Here is a 23,882-nt window from a genome sequence, read left to right on the forward strand (position 1 = left end):
CTTTCAATCTTGCCCGGCGATACAGGATCGCTCTATCTTTAATGAACAGCGCCGGCCCCTCTGCACGTTACCGTGTAAGGGCCGGCTTTTTTTGCCCTGGATTTCTTGATGACTGGTGATATGAAGCCCTTTGGTCCCGCTGTCTCAAAGTATCGCCCATTTACCTCCTTCACTTCGAAGCATATCATTTCGAGATCTTGAGCAATGGCGGATGCCAAGCACAATGGTCCCTGATCTCACTCAACTTTCAGGTCTGGATCTGCATGGAGGGGCACCGTCCGCTGTGACCCTGACCGCACGGATCGCGCACGGATTGTCGTCTGACAAGGAGGAGCGGAGAGCGCAAAGCGCGCGGCTCACACAGATGTGGAGCGAAGCGCTGACGGTGTGGAAAGACGTGGAGGCAGCAGGACGGTTCCTTGTCCGCCCGCACCCTATGCTCGAAGACCGGATGCCGGTCGACGTTGTCATCCAGAGCGCCGCCAGTGCCAATCTGGTGTCGGATATCCTGAGACGCCTCAAGCACGGCAGCGCTGCGTGACCACGCCTCGTCATTCCAACCTCTCGCCCACACAAAAACCCCCGGCTCGCGCCTGCAAGCCGGGGGGTTTGTCGTCGTGGAGACGCCGAACAATGGCGGCTGATCAATGCCGGAAATGGCGCATGCCGGTGAAGACCATGGCCAGGCCATGCTCGTCGGCGGCCTTGATCACCTCGTCGTCGCGGACCGAGCCGCCGGGTTGGATGACCGCGGTGGCACCGGCGGCCACCGCCGCCAGCAGGCCGTCGGCGAAGGGGAAGAAGGCGTCCGAGGCGACCACAGAGCCGTCGGTCAGCCGGCCGGTCAGGCCCTGGGCCTGGGCCGCGTCTTCCGACTTGCGGGCGGCGATGCGGGCGCTGTCGACCCGGCTCATCTGGCCGGCGCCGATGCCGACCGTGGCACCGTTCTTGACATAGACGATCGCGTTCGACTTCACATGCTTGCAGACCCGGAAGGCGGTCAGCAGATCGTCGAGCTCCTGAGCGGTCGGGTTGCGCTTCGTCACCACCCGCAGATCGTCGCGGCCGATGCGGCCGCCGTCGCGGGTCTGGACCAGCAGACCGCCGGCGATGGAGCGCACCGCCAGCCCCGGCGCCGCCGGATCGGGCAGCCGGCCGGCTTCCAGAACCCGCAGGTTCTTCTTGGCCGCGAACACCGCGCGCGCGGCTTGCGTGATCTCGGGCGCGATGATCACCTCGGTGAAGATCTTGGCGATTTCCACCGCCAGCGCCTCGTCGAGCGGCCGGTTGACCGCGACGATACCGCCGAAGGCCGAGACCGGGTCGCAGGCCAGCGCCGCCGCATAGGCCGCGGTCAGATCGGCCCCCTCGGCGACGCCGCAGGGGTTGGCATGCTTGATGATCGCCACCGCCGGCCGGTCGAATTCGGCCACCAGCTCATAGGCGGCGTCGGTGTCGTTCAGGTTGTTGTAGGACAGCTCCTTGCCCTGCAACTGGCGCGCCGAGGCGACACCGGGGCGGTCTTCGCCGGTGGTGTAGAACGCCGCCGACTGGTGCGGGTTCTCGCCATAGCGCAGCATCTGGCCGCGATTGCCGCCCACCGTCAGCCGCTCGGGCAGGGCATCCTCGGCCTGTTCCGCGAACCAACGGCCGATGGCGGTGTCATAGGCCGCGGTGCGGCGATAGGCGCGACCCGCCAGAGCGCGGCGCAGCTCCGGCGTGGTGGCGCCGCGATTGACCGCCATATCCGCCCGCACCAGGGCGTAATCGGCCGCATCGACAACCACGGTCACGAAATCATGGTTCTTGGCCGCGGCGCGGATCAGGGCCGGTCCGCCGATGTCGATATTCTCGATCACCTCGTCCCAGCCGGCACCGGCGGCCACCGTCGCCTCGAACGGATACAGGTTCACCACCACCAGATCGATCGCGTCGATCTCGTGCTCGGCCATGGCGTCGCGATGGGTGACGAGGTCACGCCGGCCCAGAATGCCACCATGCACCTTGGGATGCAGGGTCTTCACCCGGCCGTCGAGCATTTCGGGAAAACCGGTCATGTCGGCGACGTCGACGACCGGCAGGCCGGCCTGCCGCAGCAGCTTTGCGGAACCGCCGGTCGAGAGGATCTCGACGCCGCTGTCCACAAGGTAGCGGGCGAAATCGACCAGACCGGTCTTGTCGGACACCGAGATCAGGGCGCGCGAAATGCGAGTGCCGGCGGGTGCCATCCGGAGGGCCTCCGTTTGATGGATCAATGGCTTGTCTCAAGCCGGGAGCGAGATGGCGGGGCTATAGCAGGAAACGCGTCGCGACGCCAGACCGCTGCCGCGCATGCGAGCCGCGCAAGGCCGGCAGACCGCGCCATCAGCGTCGGCCGTCACCTGATGGCAGCAGCCAGGCCCCAAGGCCGGCGGCGCCCGCCAGCAGCAGCATCAGCCCGAAGGCGACCGAGGCCGCGAAGGCATCGGCGGTGGCGATGCCCGCCAGCGGCAGCAGGGTCACCGCCGCCCCTTCCCGCACACCCCAGCCCGCAATCGCGATCGGCAGGGTGGCGGCGGTGGCAAGCAACACCCCCAGCGCCATGCCGGCCACCGGTTCCAGCCCCAGCCCCAGCGCCTGGGCCACCGCCCAGAAGGCGAGCCCGGTCAGGCTGTGGATCACCAGCGTCGGCGCCAGCAGCGCCAGCGCCAGCCGTGGCCTGCGGGCCAGCCGCCGCAGATCGCGCAGCACTCGGTCGGCCCCGGCACCCAACCGGGCCCGGCGACTGGTGGGATCGAGCGGCCGGACACGGCGTCGCTTTCGTCGGCGCCGCTGCCGACGGGCCAGCAGCCCTGCCGCCAGCACCGGCGCCAGCCCGATCAGCGCCGCCGCCACCGGCAGCAGGGCCAGACCGGGGGCCCGTTCCGATGTCGCCGCCGCGATGCCCAGCGCCGGCAGCAGCGCCAGGGCCACCGCCGCCGCGATCGCCAGCCCCATCAGCCCCGCCAGCCGGTCGAGCACCACGCCTGAGACCAGCGCCGCCACCGGCCGGTCGGGCCGCCGGACCAGCCCGATCCGCGCGGCATCGGTGCCGATCGAGGCCGGCAGCGCCTGCCCAAGCCCGTTGGCGACCAGCAGAGCCCGCAGGGCCGTGCGGCCGCGCAGCACGATGCCGGTCGCCCGGGCCGCCCGCCGCCAGCGCAGCGCCGATATGACCGTCTGCGCAAAGACGATGCCGATCGCGGCCAGAATCCAGCCCGGATCGGTGGTGGCAAGCCGGTCGACCACGTCGCGCGCGCGCGCATCCGGCAGGGCCAGCGCCAGCGCCGCAAGCGTGATGGCGATCTTGGCGATCAGACCCAGCCGACGACGCCGCCGGCCATGCTGCGGCATGGCCACGGAGGGATCTGCGGGGTCGGTTGCGACCGGGGCGGGCGTGAATGACATGCGACCTGATATGGCACGAGTACGGCGGAATGCGAGAGGCGACAGGGAATGCGTGGCCCGAACAGGCGGCACTTGCGGGCCACGGCGACACTTGTCTACCCTTTCGGGCAGCCGCCCAATCATCGCCCGAGGAAAACGCCCCGCCATGTCCACACGCTATCGCGCCTTCGTCATCGACCGCCAGGATGATCGCATCACCCGCGAGGTCACCCGCCGCGAGACCAGCGATCTGCCGGAGGGCGAGGTCACCATCCGCGTCGCCTGGTCGAGCGTCAATTACAAGGACGGGCTGGCGACCTTGGCCAAGGGCGGTGTCGCCCGACGCTATCCGCTGGTGCCGGGCATCGATCTGGCCGGCACGGTCACCGAAAGCCGCGATCCGCGCTTCGCCGAGGGTGACGAGGTGCTGGTGACCGGGTTCGAGACCGGCGTCGCCCATGATGGCGGCTTCGCCGAGCTTGCCCGGGTGAAGGCCGACTGGGTGGTGAAGCGCCCGGCCGGCCTGTCGGCCGAAGAGGCGATGGCCTTCGGCACCGCCGGCTTCACCGCCGCCCTGTCGGTGCGCCGGCTGGAAGAGAACGGCCTCAAGCCCGATCAGGGGCCGGTGCTGGTGACCGGCGCCACCGGCGGCGTCGGCAGCCATGCCGTCGCCATGCTGGCCGGGCTGGGCTATGAGGTCCATGCCGGCACCGGCAAGGCCGATGCGGCCGATTATCTGAAGAGCCTGGGGGCCGCCGCCATCGTCGACCGCCAGACCCTCGCCACGGCCGGCAAGCCGGTCGACAGCCAGCTATGGGCGGCGGTGGTCGATCCGGTGGGCGGTGCCACCCTGGCACGGGCGCTGTCGACCACCCGCTATGGCGGCTCGGTCGCGGTCAGCGGCCTGACCGGCGGCGTGAAGGTCGAGACCACCGTGCTGCCCTTCATCCTGCGCGGCGTGAACCTGCTGGGCATCGACTCGGTCTATTGCCCGATGGCGCCGCGCGTGGCGCTGTGGGACCGGATGGCCGGCGATCTGAAGCATGCGCATCTCACCGGCGCCCTGGTCCACAAGATCGGCCTGTCGGGGCTGGACGAGGCCCTGGCCCGGATTCTGGCCGGCGGCATGACCGGCCGCGCCCTGCTGGATCTTTCGGCCGACTGAGGCATCGGCGAACGGGGGCGGACCGGATGTGCTCGCGCTATGAACTCAGCGTCAACGCCGCCGAGCTGAAGGCGATGCTCGCACGAATGCTCGGCGCGCCACCGGCCCTGCCCCCTGGCCTTGCCGACACGGCGGCCGTCGTCCCGACCGCCGTCGTCAGACCCACCGACCGGGCGCCGGTGGTGCTGGTCGATAACCAGGGCGCGATCGTCGTCGCACGGGTGCCCTGGGGCTGGCCGGCGCCCTGGGATGGCAGCCCTCTGTTCAACGCCCGGATCGAGCGGCTGGACGAGGCCCCGAGCTTCCGCCCGCATCTGGGCCGGCGCTGCCTGGTGCCGGCAACCGCCTGGCTGGAAGGTCGCGGCCAGGGCCGGCTGCGGCTTGGATTGGCCGATGGCGGGCTCGTGCTGATGGCCGGGCTCTATGGCCGCGACGCCGCCGGCCGGCCGGCCTTCACCGTCATCACTCGCGCCGCGGCACCGGCAATCGCCCATATTCACCCGCGCATGCCGGCACTGGCCAATGGGGATGGGGCGGCTGACAGCCATGCCCATCCATTCGCTGGCCTGTGGCTGGACCCGTCGACCGGCGCCGCCGAGGCGCTGGCCCGGCTGGCGGCCCTGCCGCCACCGGCGTTGATCGCCCATGCCGCCACCGACGCGGCACCGGCGACGCCGGACCTGTTCGGCGCAGCACCGGGCGGGCAGACATAGTGACCTGTCAGGGTCGGATCACGGTTTCGCGGGTGAAGACCACCTTGTCGTCAATCGCATAGAGGAAACAGTCGCGGCCGTTCTTCGCGCAGTTCTCGATCGCGCCCTTTGCCGCATCGTCGGCGCTCGACCGGTTATAGGACGAACCCCAAGTGCCGTGACGATTGATCGCCAGCGCGCGATGATCGGGCCGCCTCATGAACTTGTCGTCGATCGCCGACCGGACGCCCTCGCGGATGAAGGGAACAGCGGCAAGCTCGAAGGCGTCGGGATAGGTGAGCCCGCTGGCCCGGGGTGATGTCTCCCCTGTCGCCCGGCCGTCGACAACCGCCAGAATGCACGGCGCCTGCTCGCGATGCTCACATCGCTGCAGCACATTGGCAATGCGCTCTTCAGTCGACCGGTTCTTCGCTGCCGACGCTTCCCACCGCCCGGTGGGGGAAATGGCGAGCGTGTAAAGCCCGGCAGGTGCATCAGCGGCGTCCTTCGCGACGGCATCGCGCGATCCCGGAGACAGTCCCGGCAGCGCCTGCGCATCAAAACTCTGGGCGCTGGCGACGCCACCTGCCGATACAAGCAGCATGGCGACGGTGACAAGCACGGGAATTTTCCGGATCTGCGTCATGAGGTTCCCTTCATCGAATGGGATGATGCGGTCTCATCCTGGCATGCCCGGCATCGCCGCACCACAACCGCCGGATCAACGGCACGGCTTTCGCGGACTTGTCAGGCGGTGGCCGACACGCCCCCCCGCGCGGGATCGGCGGCGATGCCCTTGGCCGTCCGGTTCGGCGGCAGCGCCCCCAGCGCGTAGACCCTGAGCGGTTCGCGCCGGCCGCGGATATCCACCGCCCCCAGCAGCCGCATCGGCATCAGCGGCGCCGCCGCCATCCGTTCCACCAGATCGGCGCTGGCGACCGCATCCTCGCCGGTGTCACGGGCATGGTCGACCAGCCGGGCGGTCACGTTCACCGCATCGCCCAGCAGCACGATTTCCTGACGGATGTCGCCCAGTTCACCCACGGCGACCACACCGCAATGCAGCCCCGCACGCCAGCGCGGCACCGCGCCGAAGACCTGTTGATACTGAAGGCTGCGTTCCGCGATCACCGCCTCGGCCAGTTGCAGCAGCCGGAAGCAGCCACCGGTGCGCGCCACCTTGTCCAGATCCCAGGTCACGATGATCTCATCGCCGACATAGCGATAGATCTGGCCGCCGGTCTCAAGGATCGGCTCCGACAGATCGGCATAGAACCGGTTCAGGAAATCGAGGAAGCGGATGGCGCCGATCTGCTCGGCAATCGCGGTCGAGCCGCGGATGTCCAGAAACAGGATCGCGCGTTCTTCCTCACGCGGGTGATGATAGCGGCCGGTCAGAAACTGCATCAGCACATCCGGCCCCATCATGCGGCGCAGCTGGAACACCATGTTCATCAGCAGCGAGATGGCGATCGCGAAGGCGAAGCTTTCGTCGGAAAACACGCCCATCAGCCCGTCGGCCGCTTCGTCGTCATGGAACATCACGGCGCCGGTATGAATCCCGAACAGGATGGCCGACAGATAGATCAGACTGCTGATGGCAACCGTGATCACCGCCCGCTGCCGGCGCACGAACCGGCCGAAGGCCATCTGCGATATCCAGGTTTCCCACAAGCCGATCGGCAGGGCGATCAGCAGACCGCTGATGATGCCGCGCGCCTGGGTCTCGAACCCGACACCATAGCTGAAGCTGTACAGCCCGCCGTCGAGCACGCCGATCAGAACGACCATCAGCAGCAGGCGCAGGCGGAAGCGGTCTCGGCGGCTGAAGGTCATGATGGCACCGGTGATGGCGGCTGAATGGAAACGGCCCGCAACATATCTGCTGCGGGCCGTTCCATCATATCACAGATGCGGGCAGTCACTCAGTTGCGCTGGCCGCCCATGAACTGCAACAGCAGCATGAACATGTTCAGGAAGTCGAGATACAGCCTGAGCGCGCCCATGACCTTCAGCTTGCCGGCGGTCTCGCCATCCATGTTGGCGGCGTACATCTGCTTCAACTGCTGGGTATCATAGGCGGTCAGCCCCGCGAAGATCAGCACGCCGGCCACCGACACCACGAATTGCAGCATGGTGGAGCCGAGGAACATGTTGACCACGCTGGCCAGGATGATCCCGATCAACCCCATGAACAGGAACGAGCCCCAGCCCGACAGCGACCGCTTGGTGGTATAGCCGTAAAGACTGAGCGCGCCGAAGGCGGCGGCGGTGACGAAGAACGTCCGCGCGATGCTCGATCCGGTGTAGACCATGAAGATGGTCGACAGCGACACGCCGACCGATGCCGCATACAGCCAATACAGCACCTGCACGGTGCCGCGGCTGAACCGGTTGATACCGGCCGACAGCGCGATCACGAAGCCCAGCGGCGCCAGGATCGCCACCCAGCGCAGGCCCGTGCCCATGATCGCTTCATAGACGGCCGGGGTGTTGGCCACCGCCACCGCCACGATGCCGGTCAGCAGCAGCGCCGACGCCATATAGTTGTAGATCCCGAGCATGTAGGCGCGCAAACCGGCATCGAAGGCGGCGGCCTGCGTCCCGGCCGCCCCCGATCCTGCGCCATATGCCCTGCGGGTGTCATACGCCATGGTTGCCGGTCCTTGAAAACAATTATGGGCCTGTGCGATAAGTCGTCTCCGGCGGGCGCCGGAATCATGCTCTGGTCCCGATGCCGCCCCGGCACGGCCCGCAGCATACCACCACGCGCCCGGTATCACGACAATCGTCGGCCACACGTCCCGACCGGGTCTGCATCCGGATCAGCCTGTCATCATTCATCGGATGACGGCAGCGGATGGCGGCCCGGCGAGACCACCTCTGTATCGTGGCAGATATGGCGGGGCTCGATCCGCTGATCAAGGGATCGGCCCCGTGGCCGCGCGATATCGGTTGGATGGTGGGCCGTGATTGCCGCCCGTGATACTGTAACCGTCATGCCGCGCGTTGAACATCGACCAGCATGTGCTTGAAATCCCCGGGCTCCGGAACCAGTCTTTCCGGGTCTCACCCGCCTCATTCGCCGCCCTCCGCCCGGGCACCCGCTTCCGCTCCAGCGGGTCCACCAGATACCGGTGACCAGATGAACCGTCCTTCCGCCTCCACCTTCCGCCGTCTTGCGCTGGCATCCGCCGCCCTCGTGTTCGCCGTCGTCGCCATGCCTGTGGCCGGCATGGCGCCCGCCGCCGCGCAGGAGATCAGCCTGCTTGGCACCTTCGGCGACTGGACCGGCTTCAAATCCGGCTCGGGTAAGACCACATCATGCTGGATCGCGAGCCCGCCGAAGCAACGCCAGGGTGAGGTGAAGGGCCGCGGCGATGCCCGCGTGATGGTCAACCGCCGCAACAGCGGCGGCCGGATGGTCACCGAGGTCAGCGTGTTCGCGGGCTATGCCTACAAGCCGGGCACCGAAGTCGCGGTCACCATCGGCGGCAACAATTTCCGCCTGTTCACCGATGGCGAGGCCGCTTGGGCGCGTGACGCCGACACCGACCGCCGCCTGCTCGACGCCATGCGTGGCGGCGCCACGATGGTGGTCAAGGGCACCGCCCGCCAGGGCGATGTCACCACCACCGATACCTACAGCCTGTCGGGCGTCACGGCCGGGGTCACCGAAATCAGCAAGTGCGGCTGAGCCGCGCGGCGCCCCTCATCTCCAACCCCCTCATCTCCAACCCCCTCATCTCCAACCTTTGAGTAACCACACAACGCCATGACCGTCATCGTCCAGCCGGCGCCTGAAGGCGCCACCGTCTCCCCCGCGATCGCAGCCTCGGCGCGGCGCATGGGTGCGGCCGAGAAGATCGCGCAGACCACCGCCCCCGCCACCCTGGTGCCGGGCGATGGTCGGCGCACGCTGATCGGGCTGGAACGGTCCGAGCTCGAAGCCGAAATGGCGGCGCTGGGCGAGAAGCCGTTTCGCGCCAAGCAGTTGTGGCACTGGATGTATTTCCGCGGCGCCCGCAGCTTCGACGACATGGTGAACGTGCCCAAGGCGTTCCGGGCGAAACTGGCCGATCACTTCGTGATCGGCCGGCCCGAGATCACCGCCGATCAGCGGTCCACCGACGGCACGGCGAAATGGCTGATGCGCTTCGCCGACGGCCGCGAGGTGGAAACCGTCCACATTCCCGATGACGGACGCGGCGCGCTGTGCGTGTCGTCTCAGGTGGGCTGCACGCTCACCTGCAAGTTCTGCCACACCGGCACCCAGACCTGGGTGCGCAACCTGTCGGCCGCCGAGATCACGGCGCAGATGCTGGTCGCCCGCGATCAGCTCGGCGAATGGCCGACCCCGACCGATGCCAACCGGCTGATTTCGAACATCGTGCTGATGGGCATGGGTGAGCCGCTGTATAATTTCGATGCCGTCGCCAAGGCGATGCGGATCGTGATGGATGGCGAGGGTGTGGCCCTGTCGCGCCGCCGGATCACGCTGTCCACCTCTGGCGTCGTGCCGATGATGCGGCGCTGCGGCGAGGAACTCGGCGTCAATCTGGCGGTGTCGCTGCACGCGGTCACCGATGACGTCCGCGACATGCTGGTGCCGATCAACCGCAAATATCCGATCGCCGAGTTGATGGAGGCCTGCCGGACCTATCCGGCGGCCAGCAATGCCCGGCGGATCACCTTCGAATACGTCATGCTGAAGGGCGTGAACGACAGTCTGGCCGATGCGCGCGAGCTGGTCCGCCTGCTCGACGGCGTGCCGGCCAAGGTCAATCTGATTCCGTTCAACCCCTGGCCCGGCTCCACCTTCGAATGCTCAAGCTGGACCCAGATCCGCACCTTCGCCACCTATCTGAACGATCAGGGCTATTCCTCGCCGGTGCGCACGCCGCGCGGCCGCGATATTCTCGCGGCCTGTGGCCAGTTGAAATCGGCCAGCGAGCGCGCCCGCCGCAGCACCCGCGAGCCGGTGGAAGCCGTGACCGACGAGGCGCTAGACGCGGCCGAGGCCGAAGCGCGCGCGGCAGTGCTGTCGCTGGCCTGACCGGTGCTCTCTCTGACATGACCGGGTAAGCGGCCCTCCGGCCGGGAACCATCCGGGCGTTCGACCGTTTCGACTGGCGACAGCGCCGGGCGTTCCCATATCTTCAGGGAGCGCCCATCGAACCGGAGATCAGACCTCATGTCCTGGACCACGCCGATGATCGTCGAAACCCGCCTTGGCATGGAAATCAACTGCTATGCCTGCGCCGAGATGGCCGATACCCAGCCGGGTATCGCCATGCCCGAAGACAGCGACGCCTGAGCGCTCACCTTGCGCGTCGTCATTCTTGGTGCCGCGGCGGGCGGCGGCTCCCCGCAATGGAACTGTCGCTGCCCGGTCTGCGCGCTGGCCTGGGCCGGTGATCCTCGGGTGCGCCCGCGCACCCAATCGGGCCTGGCGGTCAGCGCCAATGGCAGCGATTGGGTGCTGCTGAACGCATCGCCCGATCTGCGCACGCAGATCCTGGCCACACCCGCTCTGCATCCCCGGGTCACCGACAGCCGGCGCCACAGCCCGATCACCGATGTCATCCTGACCAATGGCGACATCGATCATGTGGCCGGGCTGCTGACCCTGCGGGAGCGCCAGCCCCTGACCATCCATGCCGGCCCCCGGGCGCTGGACATCCTGCGCGACAACGCCGTGTTCAACGTGCTGGCGCCCGACATGGTGGCCCGCCGGCCGTTGCCGGTGGATGTGCCGGTGACGATGGCGGGCGGCCTTGCGGTCACCGCCTTTCCGGTGCCCGGCAAAGTGCCGCTCTATATGGAAGACGCCACCACCGCCTGGACGGCAGCCGAGACCGCCGCCGATGACGGCCGGGTGCTGGGCTTCCTGTTCCAGGCGGGCGGCAGCCGGGCGGTGTGCATACCCAATTGCGCGGCGGTGACCGATGCGGTCCGCGAGCGCGTGCGCGGTGCCGACCTGCTGCTGTTCGATGGCACCACCTTCACCGATGACGAGATGCCGGCTCTGGGTCTGTCGCCCAAAACCGCCGCCCGCATGGGGCACCTGGCGATGGATGGGCCGCTGGGATCGATGGCGGCGCTGGAGGGCATCGACGTGCCGTTGAAGGTTTACATGCACATCAACAACACCAACCCGGTCCTGATCGACAGCTCCCCGCAGCAGCGGCTGGTGGAAGCCGCCGGCTGGGCGATCGCCCATGACGGCATGGAGATCCGCCTGTGACCGCGCCGGATGAAGCCCCCCTCACCCCCGACCAGCTTGAAGCGGCGCTGCGCCAGATCGGTGCCGCGCGCTATCACAATCTGCATCCCTTTCACCGCCGGCTGCATGGCGGCGCCTGCACACGGGTGGAAGTGCAGGCCTGGGCGCTGAACCGCTATCACTATCAATCGCGGATCCCGATCAAGGACGCCACCATCCTGGCCCGGATGGACGATCCGGCGCTGCGCCGGGCCTGGCGGCAACGGATCACCGATCATGATGGCGAGGATCGGGGTGGCGGAAGCGGGGGCGACGCAGGGGCGGAGGATGGCGGCATCGCCCGCTGGCTTGCGCTGACCGACGCCTTGGGGCTGGACCGCGCCATGGTCACGGCCGGGCGCGGCGTGCTGCCGGCGACCCGTTTCGCGGTCGGGGCCTATGTGCATTTCTGCGCCGAACGGCCGCTGCTCGACGCCATCGCCTCGTCCCTGACCGAGTTGTTCTCGCCGCAGGTGATCGGAGAGCGGGTCAGCGGCATGCTCGCCCATTACGATTTCGTCGACCGCGCGGCCCTGACCTATTTCACCCGCCGCCCGCCGCAGGCCGAACGCGACGCGGCCTTCGCCCTGGACTACGTTCGCCGTCATGCCGTCACACCGACCGATCAGCAGGCGGTGATGGCGGCGCTGGTGTTCAAGACCGATGTGCTCTGGGCACAGTTGGACGCGCTGTGGCACGCCTATGTCGCCGGCCACCCGCCGCCGGGCGCCTGGCAGCCCACCGATGACGCCAAGGTCTGGACATGACCGGCGAACCGTCGGGTGACGCCCTGCCCGGAAGCGCGCGGCCGCATCTGGCGCGTGGCGTGCGTCTGCGCCACGACACCGTCCGCGACCGCTGGATCCTGCTCGCCCCGGAAACCCTGATCGAACCCAACCCGGTGGCGCTGGAAATTATCCGCCGCTGCACCGGTGCCGCGACCCTGGACCAGATCATCGCCGATCTGGTGGCGTTGTCGGGTGCAGCACCCGAGCGGGTCGCCGGCGATACCCGCATGTTGCTGGGCCAGATGGTCGCCAAGCGATTGATGGTGCTGTCATGACGATCCGCCCAGCCGCCCCGCCCACGGCCGCGCCTGCGGGCCTTCTGGCCGAACTCACCCATCGCTGCCCGCTGGCCTGCCCCTATTGCTCCAACCCGCTGATGCTGGAGGCACGCGCCGCCGAACTCGATACCGACACCTGGATGCGGGTGTTCAGCGAAGCGGCGGCACTGGGTGTGCTTCAGGTCCATCTGTCGGGTGGCGAGCCGGCCGCCCGCTCTGATCTGGAGGTGCTGGTCGGCCACTGCGCCGGGCTGGGACTCTACACCAACCTGATCACCTCGGGGCTGGGGCTGACGCAGGCGCGACTTCAGGCCCTGGCCGATGCCGGGCTCGACCATGTCCAGCTATCGATCCAGGATGCCGAGCCCGCAACCGCCGACCGGATCGCCGGTCGCAGCGGCGCCTTCGCCCGAAAACGGCAGGTGGCGGGCTGGGTGACCGAGACGGGCCTGCCGCTGACCGTGAACGTGGTCGTCCATCGCGCCAATCTGGCGCGGGTGGCGACAATCGTGGATCAGGCGATCGCGCTGGGCGCCGGCCGGCTGGAGGTGGCCCATGCCCAGTATCACGGCTGGGCCGAGGTCAACCGCCAGGCCCTGCTGCCGACCCGTAGCGCGGCGTTGGACGCCGTCCGGCAGGTGGAGGCGCTGAAGCGCGATCTGGCCGGCCGGATCACCATCGATCATGTCGTGCCCGACCATTATGCCCGCTTCCCCAAGGCCTGCATGGGCGGCTGGGGGCGGATGGTGCTGACGGTAACGCCCGCGGGCCGGGTGCTGCCCTGTCACGCAGCCGAGACCATCCCGGGGCTGGAGATCTGGTCGGTCATCGATCATCCTCTGGATCGGATCTGGGCCGACGCCCCGGCCTTCAACGCCTTTCGCGGCACGGACTGGATGCCCGAGCCCTGCCGGTCCTGCGATCGGCGTGACATCGATTTCGGCGGCTGTCGCTGTCAGGCGCTGGCGATTCTGGGCGATGCCCGCGCCACCGACCCGGCCTGCACCCGGTCACCCGATCATCACCGTATGCAGGCACGCGCGGCCGAAACCGAAGCCCCAGCCGGCACCGAAGCCCCCAACAGCCTGCCCGCCTATCACTATCGGACCGCCGTCCGTTGACCGGCGCCGTCAGCCCCGCTGCCAGATGGCGTCCAGCGGCGCGCCGTCACCCGCCGTCACCAATCCACGCGTCTCAAGATGCAGCAGATGCGCCAGAACCGACCGCGCCGCTGCCGGAAACAGCCGCGGATCGGTGCCCTGATACATCGCGGGCACCATCTCCATGATCCGTGCCGGCCCCGCCGCCAGTGCCGCCAGGATCTGGTCCTCACGCGCCTGGCGATGGGCGATGAAGGCACGGACATGGGGGTGCGGGTCGGTGATCGCCGGGCCATGCGTCGGCCAATAGACCGCGTCGTCGCGATCCAGCAGCTTGTGCAGGCTGGCCAGATAGGCCGCCATCTCGCCATCCGGCGGCGCGATGACGCTGGTCGACCAGCCCATCACATGATCGCCTGAGAACAGCGTCCGGGCCTCGCGCCAGCCGAAGCACAGATGGTTCGAGGTATGGCCGGGGGTATGCACTGCCTCGATCGTCCAGCCCTGGCCTGCGATCACATCGCCATCGGCCAGCAGGTGATCGGGCTGAAAATCACGGTCGCCGCCCTCCTCCACCGCCGCCGCACCGCCGCCATCCGCGCCCGCGCGACCGGCACCATGGGGACCGAAGGCCCAGCTTTCGGCGCCGGTCGCCTGTTTCAGCAAGGCGGCCGCCGGGGAATGGTCGTTATGGGTGTGGGTGACCAGGATGTGGCTCACCCGCTCATCCCCCAGCCCCGCCAGCAGTGCCGCCACATGCTCCGGCAGATACGGCCCCGGATCGATCACCGCCACGCGGCCCTCCCCCACCACATAAGTGCCGGTGCCGTGAAAGGTGAAGGCCGAGGGATTGCGCGCCACGATCCGCCGCAGCCCCGGCGCCACGGTTTCCAGACGGCCATAATCGAACGGCATCTCGCGCCGATAGGAAATGGGGGACGACATCGGGACTGCCTGCTCCTGACGATGTGGTGAATGGTGGGCGGCACCGGATTGCCGCCGGCGGGGTCAGCGGGCGGTGGCGCGCAGATCCTGCAGCACGGTGCCGCTCGCCGCCATCTCTGCCTCATGACCGGGCTCGATCCACGGTTCCGCCAGACCGGCATCATACCAGGCGCGCATCGCCGGCAAGGCCAGCAGCCGGGCGGCATAGGCATCGGCGGCACCGCCCAGAACCAGGCCATAGCTCTGGATGCGGAAGGCGACCGGCGCGAAGAAGGCATCCACGGCGGTGAAGGCGGGCCCGGCCAGGAACGGCCCGCCGAACCGCGCCAGCCCCTCGCCCCACAATTCGGCCAGCCGGTTCAGGTCGCGCGCCAGTGCCGGCGGATGGTCGCGCAGCCGCACCCGCACCCCGCACGACATCGGGCAGCGGCTGCGCAGCGTGGTGAAGCCGGCATGCATCTCGGCGGCGGCAGACCGTGCCCAGGCGCGGGCGCGGGTCTCGGCCGGCCACACGCCGGCATGACGCTCGGCCAGATATTCCATGATCGCGATCGAATCCCACACCGCCAGCCCGTCATCATCCAGGCAGGGCACGGTGCCGGCGGGTGAAAAGGCGCGGAAGGCCTGCCAGTTGACCGTGCCGCCGAACGGCACCTGACATTCCTCGAACGGAATACCCAGCACCCGCATCAGCACCCACGGCCTCAGCGACCACGACGAGTAGTTCTTGTTGGCGATATACAAGCGGTACATGGGGCAATGCCTTCCCGTGTCGATGCTCCGGCGTGCGGCCGGCCGCCATCATGCGATGCCGGGCCGGCGGTTGTCGACGGCCCGGCGCATTCTGGTGGCCGCGGCCGGTGCCACCGCCTAGTCTTGACCCGTGAGGTCGGATGCAGATGGGGCGCCCCATATGGGCGCGGCCGGGCTTCAGGGGGAGCGACGCAGGGCAGATGGCATTCGGGTGGATGCGGAAACCGCCGGGGGGCATGCCGGCGCGGCTTCAGGCCGCCATCGCCGACAGTCAGGCCGCCGCCGAACGGGTGGTGGGCTGGGCGCAACTGGGCGTGATCGTGCTCTTCGCCAGCCTCTATGCCTTCAGCCCCCGGGCCGGTGGATCGGACATGATGTTCCAACCGGTGCCCTGGGTGCTGTTGATCTATACCGTGTTCACGGTGACCCGGATGTGGATCGCTTGGCGCCGGCCACTGCCGGGATGGTTCCTGGCGCTGTCGGTGGTGATCGACATGGCGCTGCTGATCGGGCTGATCTGGAGTTTCCACATCCAGTACGACCAGCCGGCCGCCTTCTATCTGAAGGCGCCGACGCTGATGTATGTGTTCATCTTCATCGCCCTGCGCTGCCTGCGGTTCGAGCCGGGCTATGTGCTGCTGGCGGGCGGTGCGGCAGCGGCCGGCTGGCTGGTATTGCTGTTCTATGCGCTGTGGGATGGCGGCGGCATGTCGGTGATCACCCGTGATTATGTCGCCTATATGAGCGGCCCGCGCGTGCTGATCGGCGCCGAGGTCGACAAGATCGTGGTGATCCTGGTGGTCACCGCCGTGCTGGCGGCCGGGCTGGCCCGCGCCCGCGACATGCTGGTGCGCGCCGAAGAGGAAGGGGCGGCCCGCGCCTCGCTCGCCCGGTTCTTCGCCCCCGACATCGCGCGGCGGATCGCCGAGACCGGGCTTGCCATCCAGCCCGGATCAGGGGTTGAGCGGGTGGCGGCGATCATGATGATCGACATCCGCGGCTTCAGCCGGATGAGCGAGCGGATGGCCCCGGACGCGCTGATGAGCCTGCTGGCCGATTACCAGTCGCGGCTGGTGCCGGTGATCCAGGCCGAGGGTGGCGCCATCGACAAATTCCTCGGCGACGGCATCATGGCGACCTTCGGCGCGGTCACGCCCGAAGCCGGCCATTGCGCGCAGGCCATGGCCGCGGCCGAAGCGGTGCTCGACACCGTCGGCCTGTGGAACGATGCGCGCCGCCGGGCCGGGCAGGAGCCGGTGGCGATCGGCATCGGCATCGCCGGCGGCCGGGTGGTGTTCGGCGCGGTCGGCGATGCCAGCCGGCTGGAACTGACCGTGATCGGCGCGCCGGTCAATCTGGCCGCCAAGATCGAGAAGCACAACCGGGTCGCCGGCACCGTGGCGCTCGCCGAGGCCGGCGTGGTCGACGCGGCCGAGGCCACCGGCTGGCGGCCCCGGCGCAGCCGGTTGCAGCGGCTGGTCGCCGCCCCGGTCGACGGGCTGGACGCGCGCCTCGATCTGGTCGCGATCTCGGCCCTGCCCGTCGATCAGGCCGTCGCCGCCGGCCGGGCGGGCGATCAGGCCGGCGGGTAGTTCGACGGGAACAGGGCGCGCAGGGCTTCCTCGTCACGCGTGGTCTTGAACGCGATGTCGCGGCCGACGGCGCGGGCACGGGCAGCGGCCGGGCGGGCATCGATGACCTTGAACCAGCGGTCCAGATTGGGGAAGCCGGCCAGCGGCGGCTCGGCGCCCTTCAGCACCCGCGAGGCCCGCTCCAGCCAGCCCCAGGCCGAGATATCGGCGATGGTGTAGTCGTCGCCGACGATGTAGTCGCGGCCAGCCATATGGTCATCCAGCACCTGATAATGGCGCTCGGCCTCGCGCCGATAGCGGTTGACCGCATAGTCGAGCCCGGCGGGGGCGGCATGCTGGAAGTGCACCGCCTGGCCCGAATAGGGGCCGAGTCCCGAGGCGATGAACATCAGCCATGACAGCAGTTCGGGGCGGTCCTGCGGATCACCGGTGAAGCGGCCGGCCTTCTCGGCCAGATAGAGCAGGATGGCGGTGGAATCGAACACCCGCGCCTCGCGGCCGCCGGGGCCGTCAGTATCGACGATCGCCGGCACCTTGCCATTGGGATTGATCGCCCGGAAGGCCGGGTCGTGCTGTTCACCCTTGCTGGTATCCACCGGCACCACCTCATAGGCAAGGCCGGTTTCCTCCAGCAGCAACGCCACCTTGGCAGGGTTGGGGGTCGGGTGGAAATAGAAGCGGATCATCAGGATGCCTCGTGTCAGTGTCGGGGAGACGGGGTGGAGGACATGGCGGGAGATGGCGATCGCGATGCCAGCAGCACGCCGGCGACGATCACCAGCACCGCCACGATTTCGGCCGGGCTCAATGCCTCACCCAGCACCAGAAAGGCGAGCAGCGAGGCGGTGACGGGGATCAGCGCGATCATGGCGGTGGCCGCCGCCGGACCCAGCAGGGCGATGGCGCGGTTGAAGGTGATCACCGCCACCACGCTCATCAGCACGCCCTGATAGCCGGCCTGGACCAGCACCTCGTGAAGCGGAGCCGCCTGCAACTGGCCAAGGCCCAGAATCAGATAGCCTGGCACCACCAGCAGCGCCGACCAGACACAGATCAGCGCCGCCGACTGCAGGGCGGTCAGCCCGCTTCGGCGGAAGCGCAGGGTATAGATCGCCCACAATGCCGCCGCCCCCAGCATGGCGGCGAAACCGGCCACCGCCCGCATGCCGTGCAGGCCGGCGCCGGCCAGAATCAGGCCCAGCAGGCCGGCGGCGATGGCGGCATAGCCGGCAAGCCGCAGCCGGCCGGGCCGGTCGCCCAGCAGCAGCCAGCCGAACAGGCCGGCGAAGACCGGCATCATGGTCGGCGTCACCGCCGCCGCGCGCGCCGCCGAGGTGAGTTGCAGCCCAAGCGCGATCAGCAGCACGAAGGGCGCGCCCCACAACAGCGCGAACAGCAACCCTTCGCGGCCGGCGCCAGGGGGAAGCCGTCGGCGGCCGCGCATCAGCCATGGTGCCAGCAGCACCGGCAGCAGGATCACCGCGCCGACGCCGAAGCGCAGCACGGTGATGTCCCAGACGGTCAGCGTCGACACGCCGCCAGCCTCTGCGACGCTGAACCGGGTGACGACGAACCAGCCCGAGAAGATCGCCACCGACAGCGCCGCCCACAGCACGCCCCGAAGGGTATTGCCGGGGCCGGATGCCGGTCCTGTGGTTTCCGCCTGGGTCATCACCGCTCCGTGGTCGCTGCTTGCGTTTTAGATCGATCGATTTAAAATGCCGTCAAGCGATGCGGATGGCAACATGCAACCGCATTGCACTGATCACGACGACCATATCAGCCGAGGACGACAGACAGCCATGGCCCGGCCCCGAGAGTTCGACGAAGCGGCGGTGCTCGATGCGGCGATCCAGTGTTTCTGGGCGCATGGCTATGAGGCGACGTCGATCCGCGACCTGACCGCCGGCATGGGGATCACCGGCGCCAGCCTGTACAACGCGTTCGGCGATAAGCGCGCGCTCTATCACCGCGCGCTCGATCGCTATGTCGAGGAAACCTTCGGCGACCGGGTGCGCCGGCTTCAGGGCGTGCCGCCGCGTCAGGCGATCGCCGGCTTCTTCGCCGAGATCATCGACCGGTCGGTCGGCGATCCGCAGCAGCGCGGCTGCATGGCGATCAACGCGGCCCTGGAGGCCACGCCCCGCGATCCCGGCTTCCGGCAGGCGGTGGCCGGCGTGCAGATGCGGATGGAGGCGTTCTTCCTGGACTGCGTCACCAGGGGTCAGCGCGACGGCACCATCACCACCCGCCTGCCGGCCGAGGATCTGGCCCGCCACTTCCTGGGGCTGCTGCTGGGCATCCGGGTACTGGCCCGCACCCGCTCCGACCGTTCATTGCTTGAGGCCGTGCTGCGCCCGGCCCTGTTCCTGCTCGACACAGCATCTCCCGGCGACACCGCGTTCTGCGGCGAGACCGGGTCATCGCCTGCCAAGGAAGGCCCCGTGAGATGATCGACCTGTATTACTGGCCAACCCCCAACGGCCATAAGATCACGATGTTCCTGGAAGAAGCCGGGCTCGATTACACCATCCATCCGGTCGATATCAGCGCCGGCGACCAGTTCAAGCCCGACTTCCTGGCGTTTTCGCCCAACAACCGGATGCCGGCGATCATCGACCATGCTCCGGCCGATGGCGGCGAGCCGCTGACGGTGTTCGAAAGCGGCGCCATCCTGCTCTATCTGGCCGAGAAGACCGGCCGTTTCCTGCCCGGCCCCGCCGATCCGCGCGGCCGCAAGACGGTCACCGAGTGGCTGTTCTGGCAGATGGGCGGGCTTGGCCCCATGGCCGGCCAGAACCATCATTTCGGCCTCTACGCGCCGGAAAAAATCCCCTATGCCATCACCCGCTATGTCAACGAGACCAACCGGCTCTATGGCGTGCTCGACCGCCGGCTGAATGGCCGCGCCTTCATCGCCGGCGACGACTACACCATCGCCGACATGGCGGCCTATCCCTGGATCGTGCCCTGGAAGCGCCAGCAGCAGCAGTTGGACGACTTCCCCGACCTGCGCCGCTGGTTCGATGCCATCCGCGCCCGCCCGGCCACGCTGCGTGCCTATGAAAAGGGCGAACCGCTGGCAAACCGCCCCACCGTCACCGAAGCCGGCAAGAGCATCCTGTTCGGCCAGACGGCGGCGACGCAGATTCAGAAATAGACGGCCGCCATCGATATTGAAAAGCGCCGGATGCCGCTGAGGGGCATCCGGCGCTTTTCTGTTTGAAGGCCTGCCGGGCCGATCTTGTCGTTAGGCCGCCGACAGCTTGGCCGGCATCCGGGCCAGTTCGTTCAGCAGGCAGGCGGCGGCGAACGGCACCAGGGCCAGCGACACGGCGATGCAGCCCGCGAGCCGCGCCACACCCGTGCCGGTCAGCAGCGGCCAGGCCGCGGCCATGATCAAGGCGGCGCCCAGCACGATGCCTGCCCGGCAGGCACCGCCGCCGATCACCCGGGCGGCCCGCGCGATGGCCGTGAAGCCGGCCTCGGTGTCGGGTGCTATCTCCGCCAGCACGCCGGAGGCCGTGCGGCCCCGGGCCAGCCGGGCCATGTCGACGGTCACATGGGACATCGCGACCAGGACCAGAACGATCTGTATCGGCATGGCTGCATGCGCGGGTGCCGCAATCAGTCCGGTCGTCGCGGTGATCAGCACGAAAGGCAGCAGGCGACGGGCGAAGACGGCTGTCGGGCCGCCTGAAATGGTGGCTATCGCGGTTTGCGGCAATCTGCCGGCGGTCGCATGGGTCAAAAACAGCGACAGGCAGTTGGCGGCGTGCAGCGACAGAATGGTCGGCAGCGTGTAGCGGTCGATCAAGAACCAGGCGGCCGGCTGCCGGTCGTTCAGCGTCGCCATGACCAGCACCGCCACCAGGACCAGCAGGCTCGCATTCAGCACCAGGATGATCCGCCCCGACACACGCGATCCGGCAGACCCCGCCCGCAGCGGCCGCATGGCCGGCCGGCGTCCGATCATGGCCGCGAAGCCGAGCACAGCCATCATGGTCAGGGCGCGTGTTTCATTCACCGGCAGGGTGTCGGGGAAGACCGCGCCCAAGGCTTCGCCGATGCTGATGATCAGAATGGTTCCGGCCAGAAGGCCGGCCAGAAGCCAGTTCCTCTCGGCACCGGTGCGGATAGATGGGGCGAGGCACAGGCGGTCGATCGAGATCACGGCTGCGGCACTCCGGGATGCGTCGCGTCATGGCGCGACCTCGTGTGTGACAGGCCGGCCAGCGCGTGGAGCATCGAGGCCACGGCAACCGGCAGAAGGGACAGAACCAGCACCAGCGCATTCAGGCCATGCCATGACCTGTCTGCGGACAGCAGCGGCCACGTCGCCGCGATGGCCAGGGCGAGCGTCAATGCCAGGCCGCAGCCACTGGCCCGCTGACCGATATGGCGGGCGGCACGGGCAATCGCCACGAAGCCGGCCTCGGTATCGGGTGCCGGGTCGGCGAGGTGGCCCGATGCCGTGCAGCCCCTGGCAAGGCGGCGCATATCCATGATCACCATGCCCACGGCAAAGATGATCAATGTCGTCACACCCAACTGCCCCATCATTGAAAGCGCGTGCATCACGCCGGCCATGGTTGCGATCGTCATGGCTGGCAGCACGCGCAGCCCGATGACCGTCCCCGGCGAACCCGATATCACCGCCGGCTTCTGCGTGGAAACAGTGGGCAGGCGGAGCAGAGATAGGGTGAAGGCCGTATACAGCGCCAATGCGATCGCGATCGTGTGGCTATCGACGTTGATCCAGGCGCCGGGGAGCGGAGAGATGAGTGAGCCCCCCAGAAGCGTCATGGTGACACTGAACAAATTGAGGGTGAGGACGATCGCGAGAGCCCGCCCCGGCCGCCGATGGCGAGGATGGGCGCGCATGGCGGGAAGCTGACCGATGATGGCCGCGTGACCAAGGACAACCACCAGAGTGAAGCCGTATGCCTGCCTGAGTGAGGTGATGTCGACGAGGTCCGCGCTCAGCCACGCGCTGATCCCGGTGATGACGACCGTCCCGACGACGAGCCATGCAAGCAGCCAGTTTCTCCCCGCGCCGGCCTGATCGCCGGCATGAACGCGCGCGATGGCGGTCGTGATCATCATGATCTCCGGAAACTGGCGGGGTGGTGGACAATATTGAGCGACAACGCCACGGCGATCGAGACCGCAACGATACAGCCGGCGATCGCGGCCAGCATCCTCGACGCCGGGTCGGCGGCGGTGGGGATGGCGGCCAGCACCAGAAGCCCGATGAGGACAGACAGGATGATCGCAAGGACGCGGACGGCACGGGCACCGGTGATGCGATTGATGCGGTCCGGCAGCACCCCACCAGTCGCCAAACCATGGGCCAGGGTGACCACGCCCAACACCGTCACCACCAGCAGCAGCGGCAGGGCGAGGGTGGACCCGCCGGTTTCGGCAGGCAGCAGGGCATATCCCGCGAACACGACCATGACCAGCGGCACCAGCCGCAGAGCCCAGCCGGCGCGGCCATCCAGAGCACCAGGCCGGGCCGGGCCGCCACGGCGGCCCGGGTCACTGGATGTCACGTGACGCCCGGATGCCGGACGAAGAAAGGCGGCTGCGGCCTGCGCCGGCAGGGCGATCAGCAGGATGAGCATGATGCTGATCCCGTCGAACCAGCCCCGTTCAGGCGCAATCGCCACCAGCCCCCAGGCAATCAGGGCAACCACCAGCACCTGGACCGCCGCCATGCCGCGCCGCGACCCATGGCTGTACAGGGCATGGCCGCGCAGGGCCGGCAACACACTGCCGCGGGTCCAGCCAAGGGCGAACGCCGCGACGACGGCGATGCCGGCGGCCGCCAGTCGCAGCCACGGCCGCGCATCCGCCAGACCGGCGGCGGCACCAAGCCAGTCGGCGCCGAGCGCCGCGCCAAGGGCAACGCCCTGTACCCCCAGCATGGCGAGAGGCGATGGTCCCGGACGGGCGGGCGGGTGAGATGTGCCGGCGGAGACGTGGCGGGTCATGCGGGGCGGTTCCCAGGCAGATATTCAGTGATGTTCCGCATACAGTTCCATGCTGTCCGCTTTCCTGCAAGTTTCATAGCATCCGCACCGATCGCGCCGTAGCTACAGGCGAACGGGCATCGCGGTCGGCGCTGTGACGGGCGCAAAGCTGACCGGGGAGAGGGGATTCCTGCGTGCGCCTGAATCTATGGTCATGGCGACAGCGTTGACGAAATAGCTTAGGAGCTATATATGGTGTGGGATGTTATTTTCGATGATGCGTTTGAAGGGGATTTCGAGATGGTCCCCCAGCCGGTGCAGGATGAATTGCTGGCCTCCGCGAAGTTGCTCCGTGTGTTTGGTCCTCAACTGGGGCGGCCACATGTCGATACCCTGAACGGCTCGGCCTTTGCGAATATGAAGGAACTGCGCTTCAATGCCGACGATGGCGTCTGGCGCGTCGCCTTTGCATTCGACCCGGAGCGGACGGCAATCCTGCTCGTTGCCGGCGACAAGTCGGGCGCGAGCGAGAGGCGTTTCTACAAATCGCTGATCGCGAAAGCAGACGAGCGCTATCAAAGACACCTCGACCGCCTGGCGGCGTTGAAGACGGAGAAAAAATGATGGGACGCAGGCTTGATGATGTGATCGCCGCGCTCCCCGACGATCGACGGGCGCGCGTAGAGGCCCGATTTGAAGAGCTGAGAGACGAAGTGGAAAGTCTCGGTGAGCTGCGCCGTGCGGTTGGCAAGGCCCAGACCGACATCGCCTCCACACTGAAGATCAAACAACCGTCGGTCTCGAAGATCGAGAAGCAGACCGATATGTACCTGTCGACCCTGAAGAGGCTGTCGCGCAATGAGCGCGGCGGGCTGGTTTAGAGCGTCACCGTCGCCTGGGACGGCGTGAGGCGGCCCGTCCTCC

27 protein-coding genes are annotated in these 23,882 nt (G+C 68.2%); 15 read left to right on the forward strand and 12 right to left on the reverse strand.

The window, feature by feature from the left end:
* Positions 1 to 223 precede the first annotated feature (223 nt).
* The gene (locus tag IEW15_RS17555; protein WP_229708227.1) at positions 224 to 541 is read left to right on the forward strand and encodes an antitoxin Xre/MbcA/ParS toxin-binding domain-containing protein; all 318 of its coding nucleotides are present in this window, start codon (positions 224 to 226) and stop codon (positions 539 to 541) included.
* Between the two features lie 103 nt (positions 542 to 644).
* On the opposite strand, the gene purH is transcribed toward IEW15_RS17555, so the two are convergent.
* Together purH and IEW15_RS17565 are read right to left on the reverse strand one after the other, a co-directional pair.
* Positions 645 to 2,228 (reverse strand): bifunctional phosphoribosylaminoimidazolecarboxamide formyltransferase/IMP cyclohydrolase, encoded by a 1,584-nt coding sequence (purH, locus tag IEW15_RS17560; protein ID WP_188580273.1) that lies wholly within the window; start codon positions 2,226 to 2,228, stop codon positions 645 to 647.
* A 136-nt stretch (positions 2,229 to 2,364) separates the two neighbouring features.
* Entirely contained in the window at positions 2,365 to 3,372 is a 1,008-nt protein-coding gene (locus tag IEW15_RS17565) for a lysylphosphatidylglycerol synthase transmembrane domain-containing protein (RefSeq protein ID WP_229708228.1), read from the reverse strand.
* A 199-nt stretch (positions 3,373 to 3,571) separates the two neighbouring features.
* On the opposite strand from IEW15_RS17565, the gene IEW15_RS17570 reads away from it, so the two are divergent.
* On the forward strand, positions 3,572 to 4,570 hold the full coding sequence (locus IEW15_RS17570; protein ID WP_188580278.1) for an oxidoreductase: 999 nt from the start codon (positions 3,572 to 3,574) through the stop codon (positions 4,568 to 4,570).
* Positions 4,571 to 4,596: 26 nt separating this feature from the next.
* Positions 4,597 to 5,283 (forward strand): SOS response-associated peptidase family protein, encoded by a 687-nt coding sequence (locus tag IEW15_RS17575; protein ID WP_188580280.1) that lies wholly within the window; start codon positions 4,597 to 4,599, stop codon positions 5,281 to 5,283.
* Positions 5,284 to 5,290: 7 nt separating this feature from the next.
* Here the strand turns inward: IEW15_RS17575 and IEW15_RS17580 are convergent, their stop codons facing one another.
* The 3 genes from IEW15_RS17580 to IEW15_RS17590 form a co-directional block, all read right to left on the reverse strand.
* The gene (locus IEW15_RS17580; protein WP_188580282.1) at positions 5,291 to 5,908 is read right to left on the reverse strand and encodes a hypothetical protein; all 618 of its coding nucleotides are present in this window, start codon (positions 5,906 to 5,908) and stop codon (positions 5,291 to 5,293) included.
* A 101-nt stretch (positions 5,909 to 6,009) separates the two neighbouring features.
* A complete protein-coding gene (locus IEW15_RS17585; RefSeq protein ID WP_188580285.1) occupies positions 6,010 to 7,098 on the reverse strand; it encodes an adenylate/guanylate cyclase domain-containing protein in 1,089 nt (362 codons plus the stop codon).
* An 89-nt stretch (positions 7,099 to 7,187) separates the two neighbouring features.
* Positions 7,188 to 7,916, reverse strand: coding sequence for a Bax inhibitor-1/YccA family protein (locus IEW15_RS17590; protein ID WP_188580287.1), 729 nt, complete (start codon positions 7,914 to 7,916; stop codon positions 7,188 to 7,190).
* A 491-nt stretch (positions 7,917 to 8,407) separates the two neighbouring features.
* Here IEW15_RS17590 and IEW15_RS17595 point away from each other — a divergent pair, with 491 nt between their 5' ends.
* The 7 genes from IEW15_RS17595 (at position 8,408) to pqqE (ending at position 13,714) form a co-directional block, all read left to right on the forward strand.
* Positions 8,408 to 8,959: an invasion associated locus B family protein gene (locus IEW15_RS17595; RefSeq protein ID WP_188580289.1), complete on the forward strand. Its 552-nt coding sequence runs from the start codon at positions 8,408 to 8,410 to the stop codon at positions 8,957 to 8,959.
* A gap of 78 nt (positions 8,960 to 9,037) precedes the next feature.
* A complete protein-coding gene (gene rlmN, locus IEW15_RS17600) occupies positions 9,038 to 10,318 on the forward strand; it encodes a 23S rRNA (adenine(2503)-C(2))-methyltransferase RlmN (protein ID WP_188580291.1) in 1,281 nt (426 codons plus the stop codon).
* A gap of 138 nt (positions 10,319 to 10,456) precedes the next feature.
* Positions 10,457 to 10,579, forward strand: a complete 123-nt coding sequence (pqqA, locus tag IEW15_RS17605) for a pyrroloquinoline quinone precursor peptide PqqA (RefSeq protein WP_188580292.1) — start codon at positions 10,457 to 10,459, stop codon at positions 10,577 to 10,579.
* A gap of 9 nt (positions 10,580 to 10,588) precedes the next feature.
* Complete coding sequence (gene pqqB / locus IEW15_RS17610) at positions 10,589 to 11,509, forward strand: pyrroloquinoline quinone biosynthesis protein PqqB (RefSeq protein ID WP_188580294.1); 921 nt, start codon at positions 10,589 to 10,591, stop codon at positions 11,507 to 11,509.
* Positions 11,506 to 12,294 carry a pyrroloquinoline-quinone synthase PqqC gene (gene pqqC, locus IEW15_RS17615; protein WP_188580296.1) on the forward strand — a complete coding sequence of 263 codons (789 nt, stop codon included), beginning with the start codon at positions 11,506 to 11,508 and terminating at the stop codon, positions 12,292 to 12,294. The genes pqqB and pqqC overlap by 4 nt, the downstream gene beginning before the upstream one ends.
* Positions 12,291 to 12,590, forward strand: coding sequence for a pyrroloquinoline quinone biosynthesis peptide chaperone PqqD (gene pqqD / locus IEW15_RS17620; RefSeq protein ID WP_188580297.1), 300 nt, complete (start codon positions 12,291 to 12,293; stop codon positions 12,588 to 12,590). The genes pqqC and pqqD overlap by 4 nt, the downstream gene beginning before the upstream one ends.
* A complete protein-coding gene (pqqE, locus tag IEW15_RS17625; protein WP_188580299.1) occupies positions 12,587 to 13,714 on the forward strand; it encodes a pyrroloquinoline quinone biosynthesis protein PqqE in 1,128 nt (375 codons plus the stop codon). The genes pqqD and pqqE overlap by 4 nt, the downstream gene beginning before the upstream one ends.
* Positions 13,715 to 13,723: 9 nt before the next feature.
* On the opposite strand, the gene IEW15_RS17630 is transcribed toward pqqE, so the two are convergent.
* Positions 13,724 to 14,638 (reverse strand): MBL fold metallo-hydrolase, encoded by a 915-nt coding sequence (locus IEW15_RS17630; RefSeq protein WP_188580302.1) that lies wholly within the window; start codon positions 14,636 to 14,638, stop codon positions 13,724 to 13,726.
* Between the two features lie 63 nt (positions 14,639 to 14,701).
* Positions 14,702 to 15,391 (reverse strand): glutathione S-transferase family protein, encoded by a 690-nt coding sequence (locus IEW15_RS17635; protein ID WP_188580304.1) that lies wholly within the window; start codon positions 15,389 to 15,391, stop codon positions 14,702 to 14,704.
* Positions 15,392 to 15,627: 236 nt separating this feature from the next.
* Between IEW15_RS17635 and IEW15_RS17640 the strand changes: the two genes are divergently transcribed.
* The gene (locus tag IEW15_RS17640) at positions 15,628 to 16,983 is read left to right on the forward strand and encodes an adenylate/guanylate cyclase domain-containing protein (protein WP_188580306.1); all 1,356 of its coding nucleotides are present in this window, start codon (positions 15,628 to 15,630) and stop codon (positions 16,981 to 16,983) included.
* On the opposite strand, the gene IEW15_RS17645 is transcribed toward IEW15_RS17640, so the two are convergent.
* Both IEW15_RS17645 and IEW15_RS17650 read right to left on the reverse strand, forming a co-directional pair.
* The gene (locus IEW15_RS17645; protein ID WP_188580308.1) at positions 16,968 to 17,669 is read right to left on the reverse strand and encodes a glutathione S-transferase family protein; all 702 of its coding nucleotides are present in this window, start codon (positions 17,667 to 17,669) and stop codon (positions 16,968 to 16,970) included. The two genes, IEW15_RS17640 and IEW15_RS17645, sit on opposite strands and share 16 nt — an antisense overlap.
* 14 nt (positions 17,670 to 17,683) lie before the next feature.
* Positions 17,684 to 18,655, reverse strand: coding sequence for a DMT family transporter (locus IEW15_RS17650; protein ID WP_188580310.1), 972 nt, complete (start codon positions 18,653 to 18,655; stop codon positions 17,684 to 17,686).
* Positions 18,656 to 18,785: 130 nt separating this feature from the next.
* On the opposite strand from IEW15_RS17650, the gene IEW15_RS17655 reads away from it, so the two are divergent.
* Positions 18,786 to 19,436 carry a TetR/AcrR family transcriptional regulator gene (locus IEW15_RS17655; protein WP_188580312.1) on the forward strand — a complete coding sequence of 217 codons (651 nt, stop codon included), beginning with the start codon at positions 18,786 to 18,788 and terminating at the stop codon, positions 19,434 to 19,436.
* Positions 19,433 to 20,143, forward strand: a complete 711-nt coding sequence (locus IEW15_RS17660; protein WP_188580315.1) for a glutathione binding-like protein — start codon at positions 19,433 to 19,435, stop codon at positions 20,141 to 20,143. The genes IEW15_RS17655 and IEW15_RS17660 overlap by 4 nt, the downstream gene beginning before the upstream one ends.
* A 90-nt stretch (positions 20,144 to 20,233) precedes the next feature.
* Here the strand turns inward: IEW15_RS17660 and IEW15_RS17665 are convergent, their stop codons facing one another.
* The 3 genes from IEW15_RS17665 to IEW15_RS17675 are packed head-to-tail and all read right to left on the reverse strand — an operon-like array spanning position 20,234 to position 22,979.
* Positions 20,234 to 21,157 (reverse strand): hypothetical protein, encoded by a 924-nt coding sequence (locus IEW15_RS17665; RefSeq protein ID WP_188580317.1) that lies wholly within the window; start codon positions 21,155 to 21,157, stop codon positions 20,234 to 20,236.
* Entirely contained in the window at positions 21,154 to 22,089 is a 936-nt protein-coding gene (locus IEW15_RS17670) for a hypothetical protein (protein WP_188580319.1), read from the reverse strand. Before IEW15_RS17670 ends, IEW15_RS17665 begins: the two co-directional genes overlap by 4 nt.
* Positions 22,086 to 22,979 carry a hypothetical protein gene (locus tag IEW15_RS17675; RefSeq protein ID WP_188580321.1) on the reverse strand — a complete coding sequence of 298 codons (894 nt, stop codon included), beginning with the start codon at positions 22,977 to 22,979 and terminating at the stop codon, positions 22,086 to 22,088. Before IEW15_RS17675 ends, IEW15_RS17670 begins: the two co-directional genes overlap by 4 nt.
* 231 nt (positions 22,980 to 23,210) lie before the next feature.
* On the opposite strand from IEW15_RS17675, the gene IEW15_RS17680 reads away from it, so the two are divergent.
* A complete protein-coding gene (locus IEW15_RS17680) occupies positions 23,211 to 23,582 on the forward strand; it encodes a type II toxin-antitoxin system RelE/ParE family toxin (RefSeq protein WP_188580322.1) in 372 nt (123 codons plus the stop codon).
* The gene (locus tag IEW15_RS17685) at positions 23,579 to 23,839 is read left to right on the forward strand and encodes an XRE family transcriptional regulator (RefSeq protein ID WP_188580324.1); all 261 of its coding nucleotides are present in this window, start codon (positions 23,579 to 23,581) and stop codon (positions 23,837 to 23,839) included. The genes IEW15_RS17680 and IEW15_RS17685 overlap by 4 nt, the downstream gene beginning before the upstream one ends.
* Positions 23,840 to 23,882: the final 43 nt, after the last annotated feature.

Origin of the sequence: Tistrella bauzanensis, assembly GCF_014636235.1 — a bacterium.
GTDB classification, from domain to species: domain Bacteria; phylum Pseudomonadota; class Alphaproteobacteria; order Tistrellales; family Tistrellaceae; genus Tistrella; species Tistrella bauzanensis.